The sequence below is a fragment of the Sphingomonas sp. genome (genome assembly GCF_017304615.1).
Taxonomy (GTDB): domain Bacteria; phylum Pseudomonadota; class Alphaproteobacteria; order Sphingomonadales; family Sphingomonadaceae; genus Sphingomonas.
Window position 1 is genome coordinate 855,480 of sequence record NZ_JAFKLZ010000002.1, and the last position, 16,180, is coordinate 871,659.

12 protein-coding genes are annotated in these 16,180 nt (G+C 64.4%); 8 read left to right on the plus strand and 4 right to left on the minus strand.

Annotated features, from left to right (window positions below; translation table 11 throughout):
* Positions 1-23: 23 nt before the first annotated feature.
* The 7 genes from J0J06_RS12380 (at position 24) to J0J06_RS12410 (ending at position 11,153) form a co-directional block, all read left to right on the plus strand.
* On the plus strand, positions 24-1,151 hold the full coding sequence (locus tag J0J06_RS12380) for an AraC family transcriptional regulator (protein WP_294042349.1): 1,128 nt from the start codon (positions 24-26) through the stop codon (positions 1,149-1,151).
* A 114-nt stretch (positions 1,152-1,265) separates the two neighbouring features.
* Positions 1,266-3,929 (plus strand): TonB-dependent siderophore receptor, encoded by a 2,664-nt coding sequence (locus J0J06_RS12385; RefSeq protein WP_294042351.1) that lies wholly within the window; start codon positions 1,266-1,268, stop codon positions 3,927-3,929.
* Positions 3,930-4,042: 113 nt separating this feature from the next.
* Positions 4,043-5,656 (plus strand): AMP-binding protein, encoded by a 1,614-nt coding sequence (locus J0J06_RS12390; RefSeq protein ID WP_294042353.1) that lies wholly within the window; start codon positions 4,043-4,045, stop codon positions 5,654-5,656.
* The gene (locus J0J06_RS12395) at positions 5,653-6,522 is read left to right on the plus strand and encodes a 3-hydroxyacyl-CoA dehydrogenase family protein (RefSeq protein WP_294042355.1); all 870 of its coding nucleotides are present in this window, start codon (positions 5,653-5,655) and stop codon (positions 6,520-6,522) included. Before J0J06_RS12390 ends, J0J06_RS12395 begins: the two co-directional genes overlap by 4 nt.
* Positions 6,523-6,535: 13 nt before the next feature.
* The gene (locus J0J06_RS12400; RefSeq protein ID WP_294042357.1) at positions 6,536-7,846 is read left to right on the plus strand and encodes an MFS transporter; all 1,311 of its coding nucleotides are present in this window, start codon (positions 6,536-6,538) and stop codon (positions 7,844-7,846) included.
* On the plus strand, positions 7,843-9,513 hold the full coding sequence (locus J0J06_RS12405; RefSeq protein WP_294042359.1) for a carboxylesterase family protein: 1,671 nt from the start codon (positions 7,843-7,845) through the stop codon (positions 9,511-9,513). Before J0J06_RS12400 ends, J0J06_RS12405 begins: the two co-directional genes overlap by 4 nt.
* Positions 9,510-11,153, plus strand: a complete 1,644-nt coding sequence (locus J0J06_RS12410; protein ID WP_294042361.1) for a tannase/feruloyl esterase family alpha/beta hydrolase — start codon at positions 9,510-9,512, stop codon at positions 11,151-11,153. Before J0J06_RS12405 ends, J0J06_RS12410 begins: the two co-directional genes overlap by 4 nt.
* Positions 11,154-11,195: 42 nt before the next feature.
* Here J0J06_RS12410 and J0J06_RS12415 read toward each other — a convergent pair whose 3' ends face one another.
* Positions 11,196-11,792, minus strand: coding sequence for a response regulator (locus J0J06_RS12415; RefSeq protein WP_294042363.1), 597 nt, complete (start codon positions 11,790-11,792; stop codon positions 11,196-11,198).
* Positions 11,793-12,017: 225 nt separating this feature from the next.
* Between J0J06_RS12415 and J0J06_RS12420 the strand changes: the two genes are divergently transcribed.
* Entirely contained in the window at positions 12,018-13,514 is a 1,497-nt protein-coding gene (locus J0J06_RS12420) for an ATP-binding protein (RefSeq protein ID WP_294042522.1), read from the plus strand.
* On the opposite strand, the gene J0J06_RS12425 is transcribed toward J0J06_RS12420, so the two are convergent.
* The 3 genes from J0J06_RS12425 to J0J06_RS12435 all read right to left on the minus strand — a co-directional run bounded on the left by J0J06_RS12425 (position 13,426) and on the right by J0J06_RS12435 (position 16,147).
* On the minus strand, positions 13,426-14,082 hold the full coding sequence (locus J0J06_RS12425; RefSeq protein WP_294042365.1) for a PilZ domain-containing protein: 657 nt from the start codon (positions 14,080-14,082) through the stop codon (positions 13,426-13,428). The genes J0J06_RS12420 and J0J06_RS12425 overlap by 89 nt on opposite strands.
* A gap of 295 nt (positions 14,083-14,377) precedes the next feature.
* Positions 14,378-15,337 (minus strand): hypothetical protein, encoded by a 960-nt coding sequence (locus J0J06_RS12430; RefSeq protein WP_294042367.1) that lies wholly within the window; start codon positions 15,335-15,337, stop codon positions 14,378-14,380.
* A gap of 33 nt (positions 15,338-15,370) precedes the next feature.
* Positions 15,371-16,147, minus strand: a complete 777-nt coding sequence (locus J0J06_RS12435) for a polysaccharide deacetylase family protein (RefSeq protein WP_294042369.1) — start codon at positions 16,145-16,147, stop codon at positions 15,371-15,373.
* Positions 16,148-16,180: the final 33 nt, after the last annotated feature.

Below are 16,180 nucleotides of genomic sequence, written 5' to 3' on the forward strand. Positions count from 1 at the left end.
GGGGGTCCGGAAGTCTGGCCGGCATGACTGAGTTTTCTGACAAAGGCCCTCCTGTTTTCGGTACAACGCCCGGACTCGAGAAGCGGACGGGACTGGACGGCGTTGCGGTGAAGCGCCTGCTCGGGGGCGCCGTGTTGAGGGGGAAGGATCCGCGCGCGTTGCTGCAGCAGGCGGGAATTGATCCGCGCGTCTATGGCAACGTCCATGCAGCGATCGACGGCCGCGAACTGTTCCGACTGGTTCGACAAGCGCAAGTCGCACTCGACGATTCGTTCTTTGGCTTTTTCGCGGAGCGCTTTCGCTTAGCGCTCGAATTGGAGCGCACGCTGACCTATCTGCACTGCGAGACGTTCGGCGAATCAATCCGGGTCAGCATCCGCTTCACCCAAGCCTTGTCGGAGGACATCGGGCCGCAGCTCATCGAAGACCGCGCCGGCCTGAAACACGTCTGTGTCTATCACACGGTCGATGGCGTCGATCGCGACATTTTCGTCTGGCTGCGTTTCGTTTGGATATTCCAGTGGTTCAGCTGGCTGATCGGCCGTCCACTCCGCCTGCGTTCCGTTTCCGTCCGCGCCTCCCGCCCGGTGCAGGCGAATGGTTTCGACCGGTTCGCCGTTTTCGGCTGTCCGATAGAATATGACGCGCCGGTCGACGCGCTCTGCTACGATCGGGCCGATCTCGGTGCCCGGCTCGTCCACCATACGCTCGCGGAATTCGACCAGTACAATGCCAGCAACCCAGACTGGTTTGCGACGCCGATCGGCCGCTCGACCTGGCGCGCGCAGACCGAGCATGTGCTCGCCGACTTTCAACGCGCGCGCATCTGGTCGGTCTCGATCGATACCGTGGCCGAGCGGTTGCGCAGCCGCCCGCGCCGGCTCCGGCGCGACCTAGCGCGCGAGGGGGAAAGTTTTCAGCACATCCGCACGCGCCTGCGCGGCGAACTCGCGGGCGCGTACCTGCTGGCGACCGAACTGCCGATCACAGAGGTGGGCTACCGCGTCGGGTTCAGCGAACCGGGCAGCTTCACGCGCAACTTCACCGAATGGGCGGGCGTGACACCGTCCGATTATCGCACGCGCTATAAGTCGGACGGCGCGCGCGTGACCGCGGCGACGTTGCTGCTCGGAGACCAGGCTCCCGCTTAACGTGACTGACCAATCTGGTCACTTCGGTTAAATATCCCTGTCATCCCGGCCATCGCCAGAACCGCGTCGGATCGACGACGATGCCTCCCAATAAAAAAGCGTGGGAGAGGATAGATGATCGCGACTTGGAAGCTTCGTAGGCGGATTGCACTGTCCGGCACGTCCGCGCTGGCGGCCGTGCTGTGCATGGCCGGGCCGGCATCCGCCCAGACCGCGAGCGCCGCCCCGCAGACCACCCCTCCGTCATCGGCGCAGGCGGACGACGCCAATGCGCCGCAGGACACCGACATCGTCGTCACCGGCACCAGCATTCGCGGCGTGCCACCGACGGGGTCCAATCTTCTCAGGGTCACGCGCGACGACATCAAGCTGATCGGCGCGACCACGACCGCCGAACTGCTGGCGACCGTGCCGCAGCTCAACAGCTTCAACACCGCGCCGCGCACCAGCAACGGTGGGCTGGGATCGTTCGCCCCCGGGCTACGCGGCTTGCCGTCGAGCGCCACGCTCCCTCTGATGAACGGGCACCGCCTGATTTCGGGCAGCACGCAGCAGACCAACCCGGACTACCCGTTTCTCCCCGAACTCGCCATCGAGCGCGTCGAAATCGTCGCGGATGGCGCCTCGGCGATCTACGGGTCGGACGCCGTTGCCGGGGTCGTGAACTTCATCACGCGGAAGCCGTTTTCCGGCGTCGAGGCGACTGCGCGCTATGGCATGGCGGACGACTATCGGACGGTCAGCGCCGGGGCGATCGTCGGAAAGGACTGGGGCAGCGGATCGGTCTCGCTGTCCTATCAATTCACCACCAACAACAACATCACCGGGGCCGACAGGCGATACCGGACGCTCGATTTCCGGCCGGCCGGCGGTGTCGACACGCGATCGGCGGTCTGCCCGCTGGCTAACGTCAACCTTTTCCTCGGCACGATCTACGCCGCGCCGACCCTGGCGCCCGGGACCAACTATTGTGATCCGCGCGGGCCGGTCGATCTGGTCCCGACCAATCGCATGCACACCGGTTTCCTGTCCGCGCGTCAGACGCTTGCGCCGAACGTGACGCTGTGGGGCGAGCTGCTCTATACCGATCGCAAGGATACGGTGCAGGCCGCGCTGCCGGGGCAGACATTTGTCCTCATCCTGCCGACCAACCCGTTCTATCGCGCCCCGCCGGGCACCGCCGCCGGCTACGAATATGTCGATTTCCGGCCGGACAATCTCGTCGGCGCTGACCATTTCGACCAGACGTATCGTGTCAGGAGCGGCAATTCGTCGGTCGGGGTCGATGCCCGGCTCGGCGCGTTCAACCTGACCGTCTCGGGCACCGCCGACTGGTCGCGCAACGACACGTTCCAGCCGGGGATCAACACGACCGCGCTGACGGCGGCGGCCAGCGGCACCACTACGGCGACGGCGCTGGACCCGTTCGGGACCGGCACCAGCCCGGCCGTCGTCGCCGCCATCCTGAACAATCCCACGACGTTCGTGAACCATCAGCGCACGTTGCTGGGCGCGATCAAGATCGACGGTCCGCTTGCCGAATTGCCCGGCGGCGCGATCAAGATCGCCGCGGGCGCCGAATATCGCCGCGAAACCTATTCGCAGCGCGGGCAGAGCGGAGGGGTCGGCTTCCCCGAAAATCTCGATCGCAACATCGCGTCGGTGTACGGCGAACTGTTCGTGCCGATCTTCGGCGACGGCAATGCCGCGCCGTTGATGCGCCGGCTCTCGCTCTCTCTTTCGGCACGGTATGACCATTACAGCGATTTCGGATCGACCACGAACCCGAAGTTCGGCGTCGTGTGGGAGCCGGTCGACGGCTTGTCGCTGCGCGGCACGTACGGCCGGTCGTTCCGCGCGCCAGGTCTGCGCGATCTGGGGTCGACGGTCGGCTCCTATTATTCGGCGGCCGGGCTCGTCGATGCGTTCGGCGTGCGCGATCCTTCGCGTGGAGCGGCGCAGGTCAACTCGATGCTGCTGATCGGCGGCAACAAGTCGCTGCAACCGGAAAAGGCGAGAACCTTCTCGTTCGGTGCCGATCTGCGGCCGCATTTCCTGCCCGGCTTCAGCGCGAGCGCGACGTTCTACGACATCAGCTATAACAACGTGATCGGCTCGGCCTATGGCGTGGGTTCGCTGTTGTTCACCGATCCGACCTTCGCGACGCGCGTCATCCGCAACCCGACCGCCGCACAGGTTTCGGCGGCGCTTGTCGGGACGGTGCCATTTTACTTCACCTTCGCGGCCGTGCCGACGATCGGCAACCTGCTCGACTTGCGCCAGGGCAATTTCGGCACCCGCAAGACCAACGGCCTCGACTTCGACGTCAATTACCGTCGGGCAATCGGGTTCGGCACGGTGTTTGCGGGCGCGGCGGGTAATTACATCTTCAAATACGAAACGCAGCTCTCAGCCACATCGCCCGCCAGCGATTCGCTACAGGCCGGCGTGTCGCGGACGACCTTGCGCACGACGCTTGGTCTGACGGCGGGTCCCGTGACGATCGCGAACTTCGTCAATCATCGTAGCGGGGTGACCGGTGCGTTCGCCACGCCGACGGGCACGGGCATCTACACCGCCAAGGGGTATACGACGGTCGATCTGCGGCTGACCGTCCGGCTGCCCGATGTCGGGATTGCCAAGGGAACCGAGCTGTCGGCGCAGGTCAACGATCTGTTCGATGCGACGCCGCCGTATTTCCCGGCGACCGACGGGATCGGCGGCAGTTACAACGCGATCGGGCGTTACGTCGCAATCAACCTTCGGAAAAAGTTCTAGCGGGGGAACGCTGTCGCAGGAGCGCACGGTCAGCCGTGCTCTCCGGCGGCAGCGGGCTGACCCGTTGCGGTTTCGACGCCGAGTTCCTTCAAGAGTGCCAAGCAGTATATCGGATGCAGAATTACCCGCTCACCCTAGACCGGTTCATCGACCACGCCGCAAAGTGGCACACGAACGCGAGGGTAGTGACCGCGAACCGCGGCGTCGTGGCGAACCGAGTCGATTATGCCGCGCTGCGATCGCGCAGCAATATGCTGTCCGGCGCGCTGCAAGCGCTGGGTCTGCGGGTCGGCGACCGGGTCGGCACGCTGGCGTGGAACACTGCGCAGCATCTTGAAGTCTATTATGCGACGATGAATGCGGGCATCGTCTGCCACACGCTGAACCCGCGTTTGACGACGTCGCATCTGGCCGCAATGATCAACCAAGCGGAGGACCGGGTGCTGGCCATCGCCGCCAGTCTGATGCCGGTGCTCGCTGACCTGTTGCCGTTGTGTCCGACGGTCGAGCGGGTCATCGTGCTCGACGATGCCGATCGCGATGCGGCGGTGCGTGACTTTGCCGTTCCGGTCGACGGCCTCGATGCAATTCTCGCGGCGCACGGCGCGCCTATGGCCTGGGGCGCCTTTCCCGAAGAGGCGCCGGCCGGGCTTTGCTTTACGTCAGGGACGACCGGTGCGCCCAAGGGTGTCGTCTTCACCCATCGTTCCAATTATCTTCATACGCTGATGTCGATCCAGCCGGACGCGTATTGCCTGTCGGCCAAGGACACGATCCTCGTCGCGATCCCGATGTTCCACGCCAACGCCTGGGGATTTCCCTTCTCCGCGCCGTCGGTGGGCGCGAGCCTTGTCCTGCCGGGCCGAGATCTTGACGGCGCCAGCCTCGCCGCGTTGATCCGGAGCGAGAACGTGACGATCGCCGGCGGCGTGCAGACCGTATGGATCGGCCTGCTCGACCATCTCGACGCGACCGGCGGGGACGTGCCCAGCCTTGAACGGATCATCATCGGCGGATCGAAATGCCCCGATGCGCTGATCCGGCGCATGGAGGAGCGGCTCGGCGTGCGTGTTCAGACGACGTGGGGGATGACCGAGATGTCGCCGCTCGGCACCGTCGATTCGATTCAGTTTCCGCCAGCGGCCGAGCGATCGTCCGGGCGTCCGCCGATCGGGGTCGATCTGAAGCTCACCGACGCCGACGGCGAGGCGCTTGCCGAACAACGCGGGACGGTCGGGCGGCTCAAGGTCAGGGGCGCGTCGATTATCGACCGCTATTTCGGTGCGGATTCCGATGTGCTCGACCAGCAGGGATATTTCGACACGGGCGACCTCGCGACGATCGACGACAGTGGCGCGCTCACCATCTGCGGCCGGTCGAAGGACCTGATCAAGTCCGGCGGGGAATGGATCAACCCGTCCGAGATCGAGGAGATCGTCGGCCGCGACCCGCGCGTCGCGCAAGTCGCGGTGATCGGCAAAGCGCATCCCAAATGGGGCGAGCGTCCGGTGCTGGTCGTCGAACTGCGCCGGGGCGGGGAGGTCGCGGGCGGGGCGTTGATCGATACGCTCCGCGGGCGGATCGCCGACTGGTGGTTGCCCGACGAGGTCGTTGTCCTACCCCGCATGCCAGTCGCCGCCACGGGCAAGATCGACAAGGTACGGTTGCGCGCGGACTATGAGGCGGGCGCACTTGCCGGTCACGTCAAGCCGCGGGTTTCGGCATGAGCGGCGTCGCGGGGATGAAGGTCGGTGTGGTCGGCGCCGGGCTGATGGGCGCCGAGATCGCGCTCGTCTTCGCCTTGGCCGGGGCGGACGTGCTGCTCAACGATCGCGATCCGGCGGCGCTCGACGGTGCGATCGCGCGCTTGGCGGCGCTGACGGAGAGGGGCGTCGCGCGCGGATTTTATACGGCTGCACAGCGCGGTGAGGCGCTGGCACGCCTCCGTCCCGCGCCTGATCTGGCGAGCTTCGCCGATCGCGACTTGGTGACCGAAGCGGTTTTCGAATCGCTGGAGGTCAAGAGCGCGGTGTTGAGTTCGCTGGACGGCATATGCCGGGGCGACTGCGTGATCGCGTCGAACACCTCGACCCTCCCGATCTCGACGCTTGCCGCCGCGCTGGCGCCGAGACGGCGCGCGCAGCTTATCGGCACGCATTATTTTTCGCCGGTATCGCGCATGCAGTTGGTCGAGGTGATCCCAGCTTTCGACACCGAGCCTGCGATCGTCGAGGACGTCACGGCCACGCTTCGGGCGATCGGCAAGTCGCCGATCCGAGTGAACGATGTCGCCGGGTTCGCGGTCAATCGCCTGCTCCACGCCATGCTGATCGAAGCTGTAAAGCTGGTCGAAGAAGGCGTCGCGTCGCCGGGGGATCTGGATACGGCTTGCCGGCTCGGGCTGGGGCATCCGATCGGCCCGTTCGCGCTGATGGATACGGTCACCTCGGGGCTGTGCCTCCAGGTTCAGCAGATTCTGCACGACAATTATGGCGAGCGGTTCCGGCCGCCGGCATTGCTCAAGCAGCGCGTCGCTGCCGGTTATGGCGGCGGCCGTACTGCGCCGGGCTGGCTCGAGAGGGCCGAAGCGTGATCAGGAGGCGGATATGACGGCGGCACCGACAAAATCGCGCGACGCGCCGAACCGGAGCGCGTCGCCGCAGGGCGTGGTGCTGGGCATGCTGGCCTTCGTCTATGTCCTCAACTTTCTGGATCGCCAGCTCGTTTCGATCCTCGCCAAGCCGATTCAGGACGCGCTCCAGATTACCGACAGCCGGCTCGGCAGAATCACCGGTCTCTATTTCGCGCTATTCTACTGTTTTATCGCCATTCCCGTCGGGTGGCTCGCCGACCGTACCAATCGGGTTACCGTACTGTCGGCTGCCTGCGCGCTATGGAGCGCCGCGACCGCGGCATGCGGCATGGTCGGCAATTACGGTCAGCTCGTCGTCGCGCGTATGATGGTCGGCGTGGGGGAGGCCGGCGGCGTCCCGCCGTCCTACGCAATCATCTCCGACTATTTCCCGCGCGAGCGGCGGACGACCGCGATGGCGATCTTCAACCTCGGCCCGCCGTTCGGATCGGCGTTGGGCGTCGCGTTCGGCGCGTCGCTCGCGGCCGCGTTCGACTGGCGCATTCCGTTCCTGACGATCGGCGCGATCGGCGTGGTGACCGCAATCGCCGTCTATTTCGTCGTCCGCGAGCCCCCGCGCGGCGGGCATGACGCAAAGGCGGAGGCACCCGCCACCGATGCCGCGAGCTTCGGCGCGACCATCGCTCAATTCTTCCGCAATCCCGTCCTTCTCCTAGCATCGATCGCGAGCGGCGCGGGCAATTTCATCACCTACGGCCTGCTCAACTTCGCGACGTTGTTCCTGATGCGCGAGAAGGGCATGACGCTGAATGAGGTCGCGATCTGGTATGCGCTGGTCGTGGCGATCGGCATGGGGGGCGGCATCTACGTTTCCGGCCGGCTGGTCGACCGGTTCAGCCGGCGGAGCAAGGCGGCGTATGCGGCGATCCCGGCGCTGTCGCTGGTGCTGGCCCTGCCGTTCTTTCTCGGGTTCGTCTGGGCGCCGAACTGGCAGCCGGCGTTGCTGTTCCTTGCGGCGCCGATGTTCCTGAACTCGTTCTTCCTGTCCGCCACCGTCACCTTCGTGCAAGGCGAAGTGCCGCCCGAACGGCGCGTTATTTCCGGGGCGTTGCTCCTGCTCGCCATGAACTTCATCGGCCTTGGCCTGGGTCCGACCTTCGTCGGAATGGCAAGCGATTATTTCCATCCGACGCACGGCGCTCATGCGTTGCAGGCCGCTTATTATGCGCTGGCGCCGATTTACCTGATCGGCGCGGCTCTGTTCTGGGCGCTCGCACGCCTCATCCGCCGCAACGAGCGCGCTGCCGAGGGGACGAAAAGATGAACTGCCTGTCGCGCATTCTTTTCGCCGTCATTGCCGCCTGCACGATGGCTGCCAGTCCGGTCGCGGCGTCGACAGGTGGTCCAGGCGCGCCGATCCTCAACGCCTCGGCAGGCAGCGTGAAGGGTTTGCGCTCGGGCAACGCAAATGTCTTCCTGGGAATCCCCTATGCCGCCCCGCCAATCGGTGAGCGCCGCTGGCAACCGCCCGCGCCATTGCCGCGCTGGCGGGGCGTTCGCGCTGCGCAGACCATGGGCGTCGCCTGCATGCAGCCGCCGATGGCGCCGGGACCGTACGACCGGGGCCGGGTGCCGATGTCGGAGGACTGTCTGACGCTCGATGTCACCGCGCCCGCCAGCGCGCGCAATGCGCCGGTGATGGTGTGGATCCATGGCGGGACGCTGATCTGGGGGTCGGGCCATTCGGCGATGTACGACGGTCGGGAGTTCGCCAAGCGCGGCATCGTATTGGTCTCGATCAATTACCGGCTCGGCGTACTGGGCTATCTCGCGCATCCGGAGTTGAGCAAGGAATCGCCCGACGGCGTGTCCGGAAATTATGGACTGCTCGATCAAATCCAGGCGCTCAAATGGGTGCGCGCGAATATTGCCGCGTTCGGCGGCAATCCCCGCAACGTCTCGATTTTCGGCGAATCCGCTGGCGCTCTCAGCGTCGAGTATTTGCTGGCATCGCCGCTCGCCCGAGGGCTGTTCGCCAAGGCGATCGTCGAGAGCGGCTACCTTTTCACGACGCCGGCGCTTCGTGCCAAACAGGGCGAAGAGCCGACGGCCGAGGCGCTGGGGCAATGGCTGGGCGGCAAGCTGAACGCGCCCACCATCGCGGCGTTGCGGGCCATGGACGCGAACAAGCTGGTGGTTGCCGCCGGCGCGACCGGATACGCGCCATATGGCACGATCGACGGCAAGATATTGACGCGGCAACTGGTCGACACGTTCGATCGCGGCGAGCAGGCCCGGGTGCCCTTGATCGCGGGGTTCAACAGCGGCGAGATCCGCACGCTGCGTTTTCTGTTGCCGCCGCCACCAGCCAATGCGGAGGCCTATACGGCGGACATCAGGGCACGTTACGGTGATCTGGCCGACGCCTATCTTCGGCTCTACCCGCCACGCGACTTCGACCGGACGTTGCTCGCCGCGACGCGTGATACGGTGTTCGGCTGGACGGCCGAGCGGCTGGTGCGCAAGCAAGCCGCGATCGGCCAGCGCGCGTTCCTCTATTATTTCGACCACGGCTATCCGGCCGCAGATGCGGCGAACCTGACCGGGTTTCACGCGAGCGAAGTGCCGTTCGTGTTCGGTACGCTTGAGGATACGCCGCCAAACTGGCCCGCGATTGCGCGCACACCGGGCGAGCGGCGTTTTTCGGACGCGATGCTCAATTACTGGACGAGCTTCGCCCGCACGGGCGCGCCGACGGCGAGGGGCGCACCGGCTTGGCCTCCCTTCGCCCCCACTGGAACCGCGATGCGTTTCGCCGATGTGCCGACCTTGTGGAGGGATTTCATGCCGGGCATGTACGACCTGCACGAGCAAGCGACATGCCGCCGCCGCGCCGCGGGAACGCAGTCGTGGAACTGGCGCACCGGGAGCACGGCGCCGGTGTTGCCGCCGCGCGTGCCGCAATGCGCCACGGGGAGTGCAAAGCCATGAAGCGAGTGTCTGGGGTTTCCCTGCTGGCCGCGGGCAGCCTGTCGGTGTTTCTCCTGGGCGCGCCGTCGGCCACGAGCAAGACGATCGGCGTGGCGGATGCCGGGGCCAAATGCCGGTCGCTCGTCAACCTGCGCCTGCGCGACACGACAATCGTCAGCGCAGTATTGGTCGACGATCCGGCGGCGACCTTCAATTCGCCTGCTTTGTCCGACCTGCCGGCGTTCTGCAGAGTCGTCGCGCGCGTCAAATCGGCGCCCGATTCGGACATCGGCGTCGAAGTCTGGCTGCCGGTCAGGAACTGGGTCGGCGTGTTCCACGGCAACGGCAATGGTGGCTTCGCCGGCACGCTGTCGGCCGGTTATGGCAGCATGCTGAGCGGGCTGCGCCGGAGATATGCAACCGCGACGACCGACACGGGCACCGCGCCCGCTACGCCGCTCGATGGTGACCCGCTGATCGGCCATCCCCGCAAATGGAAGGATTGGGGCCGGCTTTCGACGCACGTCATGACGGTCACTGGCAAGGCGATCGCGCGCGCTTACTACCGGCGCGGGGCCAGCCGGTCCTATTACACCGGCTGCTCGACCGGCGGGCAGCAGGGGCTTATCGAGGCGCTATACTATCCGCGCGACTATAACGGCATCCTGGTTGGGGCGCCGGTGATCAACCGGACCTGGGGTCACGCGGCGGTCCTGTGGGGCTTCGCGGCCGCAAACCGGATGCCCGGCAGCCTGCTGTCCGAGGCCAAGCTGCGGCTGCTCAACACCGCCGCTACCTTGTCCTGCAATCGACGGGGCTATGGCTTTGCCGGCGACGCCTTCATCAGCGATCCGCTGGCCTGTCGGTTCGATCCGGCCGAACTCGCGTGTCGGGCCGGCGATATGGGCGAGTGCCTGACGTCCCAGGAAGTCGCGACCGCGCGGGCCTTTTACAGCGGCCCGACGTCGCAGGACGGACGGCCGCTCTTCTACGGCTGGCCGGTCGGCAGCGAGGCGCCGGGTCGCTATGGCTGGTCGTTTCTGCAAACCGCCGCGAACGGCCAACCGCAATTTGGCGCGCTCTTCAAGTGGGTGTTCGGGGCGAACTGGACATGGCGCGATTTCGCGTTCGAACGCGACATGCCTATCGTCGACGAAGCGCTTGGACCGTCCGTCAACGACGCCGCCCGCGGCAGTCTGCGCGCATTTCAGGCGTTGGGCGGAAAGCTGATTATCTATCACGGCCTGGCGGATTCACTCGTGCCGCCGGCGCAGTCGGTCGCCTTCTACGAGAGGCAGGCGCGTGAACTCGGCGGCATGGCGTCCTTTCGGCGGAGTGTGCGGCTGTTCATGGTGCCCGGCGTCATGCACTGCGGCGGCGGCTCGGGTCCAGACTCGTTCAATTCGGCCTTGGGGGGCTTGGCGCCTCCTCCGTCCGCCGATGCGCAATACGATCTGTTTGCGGCTTTGGCCGATTGGACCGAGCGAGGGAGGGCACCGGATAAAGTCATCGCCACCAAGTTCGCCGCCGCCAAGCCCGCTCGGATCGAATTTCAGCGCCCGGTCTGCGCCTTTCCGGCAACTGCCAAATACAAGCAGGTTGGCTCGCCGCGTGCATCTGCCGGTTTTGTCTGTGCGGCTAAGCCTGGGCGGAAAGACTAGACATCGGCGCGTCCGCGCGTGCTGGCGCTCTGGCAACCACCTTCAGCGAGCCAGATCGAGCTGGCGGGCGATCGCAACGGCGTGCGTGGCGTTCTTTGCCGACAGTTTGCTGAAGATATTCGCCCGGTGCATGTCGACGGTCCGGAGACTGATGCCGAGGCGATGCGCAATCAACTTGCTCTGCAAACCTTCGGTCATACCCGCCAAAACTTCGTGTTCGCGCTTCGAAAGGCTTATCGCGGACGCCGTGCGCGTGCGCGCCAGACGATGCGCGCGCTCTTTGCCAATTCTTGCCGCGTCGCTCAATGCAGCCTCGAGTTCGGAGCGCCTGAAAGGCTTACGAAGGAATTGCACCGCGCCCCCGCGAAACGCGGCAATTGCATCGTCGACCTCACTGGTCCCAGAAATCATCACGACGGGCAGTTCGGTCCTTGTCGCCGTTACCTGAGTCAGGACGTCCAAGCCGTTTGCGCCGTCTAGGCCGATATCGAGAAGCAAGACGTCTGGAGAAGCCATTTCGATGGCGGAAAGCAAAGCGGCAGGGCCCGTAAAGCCACACACCTGATTACCGTCTGAAGACAGCATCCGGGCCAGCGTCCGACACATCGCGGCGTCGTCATCGAGCACGTAAATTCGCATGGATCGCCTCAGCCTCCGAGGAACGAATCATAGCGATCGAGGTTAACATATCGTTAGGCGAGCGGCTAAGTCGCTAAAATCATTGCTTCCTAATCAGAATTGTATATATATTATAACAATAAACCGTCACGCGGGCTAGCTGCGAACCCACTCGAATTAGTGCGCCTGGCCGCGTCACTCTCTCTTCAACGAGACCGGTTTTAAAAGGAATTTGACATCCCCAAGATCAAGAGCGCGGCGCTCGATGCGGTATCACAGGGGGTCGTGATTACGGACCCTTTCGCGGCCGATAATCCCATCGTATATTGCAACCCGGCGTTCGAGCGCCTGAGCGGATACCAACTCTCCGAAATTCGCGGTTCGAACTGCCGTTTTCTGTGTGGATCGGGCACTTCGCAGTCAACAAAGGACGAGATCAGCGCAGCGTTGGCCGCCCGGCGACCGTTTAGCGGACTCCTGTTGAATTACCGCAAGGATGGGACAAGCTTCTGGAACGAGATCAGCATCACGCCGGTCAACGATGCCGAAGAAGGACGTTACTTCGTTTGGGTGCTGGCGGATGTGACCGCTCGCCTGGAACTCGAAACACGGCTTCGTGAGTCGCAGAAGATGGAAGCGCTGGGCAAGTTGTCCGGCGGAATCGCGCATGACTTCAACAACATTCTCGCCTTGGTCCTGGGCAATGCCGAACTGATTGCCGACGAGATCGATGACGATACACCGGTGGGCGAGGCGATCGCCGACATCATAGACGCGGCCGACGGCGCGTCGAAACTGGTGTCGCGCATGCTTGAATTCGCCCGGGGGCAGGCGAACGCCGCGCAGTCGATCGACGTCAATCATTCCGTCCGGAACGTCGTCTCGCTACTGAGCCGGACGATAAGCGAGCCGATCCGGATCGAGGCCGATCTCAGCCCCAACCTGGCTGCTGTCATCGTCGACAAAACGCTGTTCGAAACCGCCTTGCTCAACTTGGCACTGAACGCCCGGGATGCATTGCCGCGTGGCGGAACGATCAAGATTGCGACGAGACGTCGCTCCGACGCCGGGCCAGGACTGGAGGATGCCGTGGTGGTCTCCGTCACCGACGATGGCACGGGGATGGACGCGGAAACCGCCGCGCGTGCCTTCGAGCCGTTTTTCACGACCAAGAACCGGGATCGCGGTACGGGCCTTGGGCTGAGCATGGTCTATAGCTTTGCCGCGCAGTCCGGTGGCCATGCGGTGATAGAGAGCGAGCCCGGACACGGCACCACCGTCAACCTGTTACTCCCGGCCGAAGGGTCCGGCGAGAAGCCCGAGGCTGCGGCGGCCGGCGCCCTGCCTCGGGTCATCGTCGTCGAGGATGACGCCAAGATTCGGAAGGTTTTGGCGCTGCACCTCAACCGCGCAGGCCATCTGGTCGACGATGCGAGCAATGCGAAGGAAGCGATGGCGCTGATACGTGGACGGACGGATTACGCGCTCTTGATCTCGGACATCCGGTTGGGCGACGGTACGACAGGGATAGAGCTGATCGCCGAAGCGCGGGCGGAGCGCCCGCGACTGCCGGCAATTCTCATTACCGGTTTTGCCGACGAGCTGGAGGACGCGCGCCCGTTTCTCGAGGGTGTGCCGACCCTGCGCAAGCCTTTCAAGACGAAGGATCTGCTGCTTGCGGTGTCTCGGATGACGCGCGGGAACTCCGCCACGACCTCAGCGATCCAAGTTCGGCGACGGTGAACGGTTCCGTCAGTATCACGCCGGCCAAGTCATCGCGCGTCCAACGGACAACGCCGCGCCGCTCGATCCCCGTGTCGGTCGTCACCTTGACCGCAAGACCGGGACGGAAGCTGCCGTCATGCGCGAGCTTCATACCACGTTGCGAAATATCGACGACGCTCACGGGCTTCAGTCCAAATTCGCTGGCCGTCATCGCCGGACGCCGCATGCCCAGACGCAATGGCCGCGTCGCGCCGCTGCGCTGTTCCTCGCACATCTGGCGAAGCAGGTCCGCGCTGTCGACGGGGCGCCGCAGTTTCAATCCGCAACGGCCTCCCTCGGTCCAGATGACCTTTCCTTCCAGGGAAACCGTTTCGGTCAGATCGATGCGGACCGTGTCGTTCAGCATCACGGGAAAGCCGAGTTCGAGCATCATGCCTTCGTCCGACAGATTATGCACGCGGGCCAACCCCTCGTCGCCGCGTGCCCGTACGCGGGCTACTCGGTAGACCGTACGAATACGAGAAGCTGAACGGCGATCGACTTCGGGCAAAGCAGACGGGGCAAGGGCAAGTGCTTTATCGGCCACGGCAGAGATCCTCTGTTGGTCTTTATATCCCGATTATGTCTCCGACAGTTCCACATCGATACCTGTTGATTCCACCGTATTATTATTCGCGGTAGCCGCGGTGTTCGGCTCTCAAATATCTCGTGCGCTGCTACGCGATGAGAGTCGGATACGTTTCTATAATTCGTCGAGGCAGAGATGTATCTCGTCTTGTGCCATGGCAAAGCGGACTGCCTTTGGTTGCGGGTGGGCTTGGCATTCTAGCCGACGAAACACTTTGCCCGAGCCGACCAGGACGTTGCCGTCGGCAAGAAAGTCACGATAATTGTCGGGATGGGTGCAATTGCGCGGGCTCGCTCCGCTCGATCAACCCGTAAAGCGCAGTGACCAAACCGACCGAGACGTGAGCCAGCAGCGTAAGGCTTGAGGTAAGGGCCACGGCAGCCGCCACATCCGCCTCTTTACCAAGAAGCAGCATTGTCGCGGCGGCAAACAGCACATCCTTGTTGGCGACGAGCGGGAGGCGCGAGATCATCAGCTTGAGCGTGGCGAGGGACAGCCAGACCGCGACCGGCACGGTCGGGAGCAGGATATGCCACATTACCGCGGAGAGGATGACGATAAGCGCCAGTCTTGCCAGATGAACCGCGAACACCCGGGTCAGGACAGATGCGGTCAGCGAGAACAGGCGACGACCAAACACGAATGGCGCCAGCGACAAGATCACCACGGCCATCACCGAGAGCTGGAAGGTCGTCGCGAGCGTACCCGTCATGATGCGGGCGATTGTGGGCGCCATGACAGCCATCAAGACTAGCGTTACGATGTTGCCGGCGATCGCGGACAGCATCGAGACGTCTTTGATTGCGCCGAACGGCGATCCCGTCAGGCCCGCATGTTGCCTTGCCCAGAAATAGAAGTGAGCTTCACCGGAATATCCAAGCACCACTTCGTTCGCGACCTGTTTGCGAAGCAGGGGCACGATCGCGCGCGGACCCAGGCGCCAAATTTGCCGGTAAATGACCCAATGCGATAGCGGGACGAGCAGATAGAAACAGAGAAACACGATCCAGAACGACGAAAAGCCTGGCGCGATCGACAGAATTTTTCCGAAATCTATGCCGCGCACCTGGATCGCGACAGCGATCAAAATCGCAACCGACAAAGTGACGCCCGCCCATTTGCGGACGAAATCGCGCGTGGCTGCTTTCGCGACCAGCAGCGGTAGAATCTCTTGCGGCGACCGGCCGGCCGACGCGTCAATGGATTGCAGCATGACGATCTTTAGCTCGATGAAAGGAAGGCCGGATCACGCGGTCAGCCGCTCGTCGACGATCAGATCCGCGTAGCGGCTGACGACACGGCGACGGCGGAGCACACCGACTGTCTTCGATATGCTCCGCCTGACGCGATCGGACCGTACATCGCCGGGATGTACCGCCAACCGCATCACGCGCGGCCCGGGGGCAGACCGCGCGATCGCCGCCACCGCGAGAGACGACGCTTTTCGCGCCGGCGTCCGCGTGGCCCAAGTTATTACCGGGGAGCGCGACAGCGTTCGTCCGCTTGCCGCGTCCCACACCCGCCAATGATCTTCCAGGATGCCGATATCGGCGCGCTGGAGAGCGTCGAGCGCACCATTACCGTACAGCCAGGCCGGGGCGACGAAGCCGGTAACGGGCTGGCCGATCATATCCTCGAGCAACGCGCGATCGCGCGTGACGAGGGATGCCGCTTCCCATTCGGTCAGGCCGAGAAACTCGCCTTCGCCGGCGGTCATGTGGCGCGCCTTGAATCGATCCATTGGGCGGTCGTGTCGCGACCGATCGCGATGTTCCGATCCGTGCAGGAAAATCTCGACCCCGCGGCTGGACCAATGGCGCAAGCGGGTGGCGAACGGCGAGCCGGCCACGATCGGGGCCTCGCCCCAGAAGTTCGGGACGACCAGCATGGCAAGGCGCGTTACGCCGTCCGCTTCAAGCTGAGCCTGGAGCTGATCGATCGCGCTCTCGTGCCGTGGCGAAACGTCGTGGATCGACACGATCAATCGTCGCGGGCGCGCTGCGGCGGAACTTCGTTCGGTCATTGCGTCAATGACGTAGCCGGACGCGGAAACCGC

Coding starts and splice junctions, on each gene's coding strand:
- J0J06_RS12380 (WP_294042349.1), top strand. CDS start 24: ATGACTGAGTTTTCTGACAAAGGCCCTCCTGTTTTCGGTACAACGCCC.
- J0J06_RS12385 (WP_294042351.1), top strand. CDS start 1,266: ATGATCGCGACTTGGAAGCTTCGTAGGCGGATTGCACTGTCCGGCACG.
- J0J06_RS12390 (WP_294042353.1), top strand. CDS start 4,043: ATGCAGAATTACCCGCTCACCCTAGACCGGTTCATCGACCACGCCGCA.
- J0J06_RS12395 (WP_294042355.1), top strand. CDS start 5,653: ATGAGCGGCGTCGCGGGGATGAAGGTCGGTGTGGTCGGCGCCGGGCTG.
- J0J06_RS12400 (WP_294042357.1), top strand. CDS start 6,536: ATGACGGCGGCACCGACAAAATCGCGCGACGCGCCGAACCGGAGCGCG.
- J0J06_RS12405 (WP_294042359.1), top strand. CDS start 7,843: ATGAACTGCCTGTCGCGCATTCTTTTCGCCGTCATTGCCGCCTGCACG.
- J0J06_RS12410 (WP_294042361.1), top strand. CDS start 9,510: ATGAAGCGAGTGTCTGGGGTTTCCCTGCTGGCCGCGGGCAGCCTGTCG.
- J0J06_RS12415 (WP_294042363.1), bottom strand. CDS start 11,792: ATGCGAATTTACGTGCTCGATGACGACGCCGCGATGTGTCGGACGCTG.
- J0J06_RS12430 (WP_294042367.1), bottom strand. CDS start 15,337: ATGCTGCAATCCATTGACGCGTCGGCCGGCCGGTCGCCGCAAGAGATT.
- J0J06_RS12435 (WP_294042369.1), bottom strand. CDS start 16,147: ATGACCGAACGAAGTTCCGCCGCAGCGCGCCCGCGACGATTGATCGTG.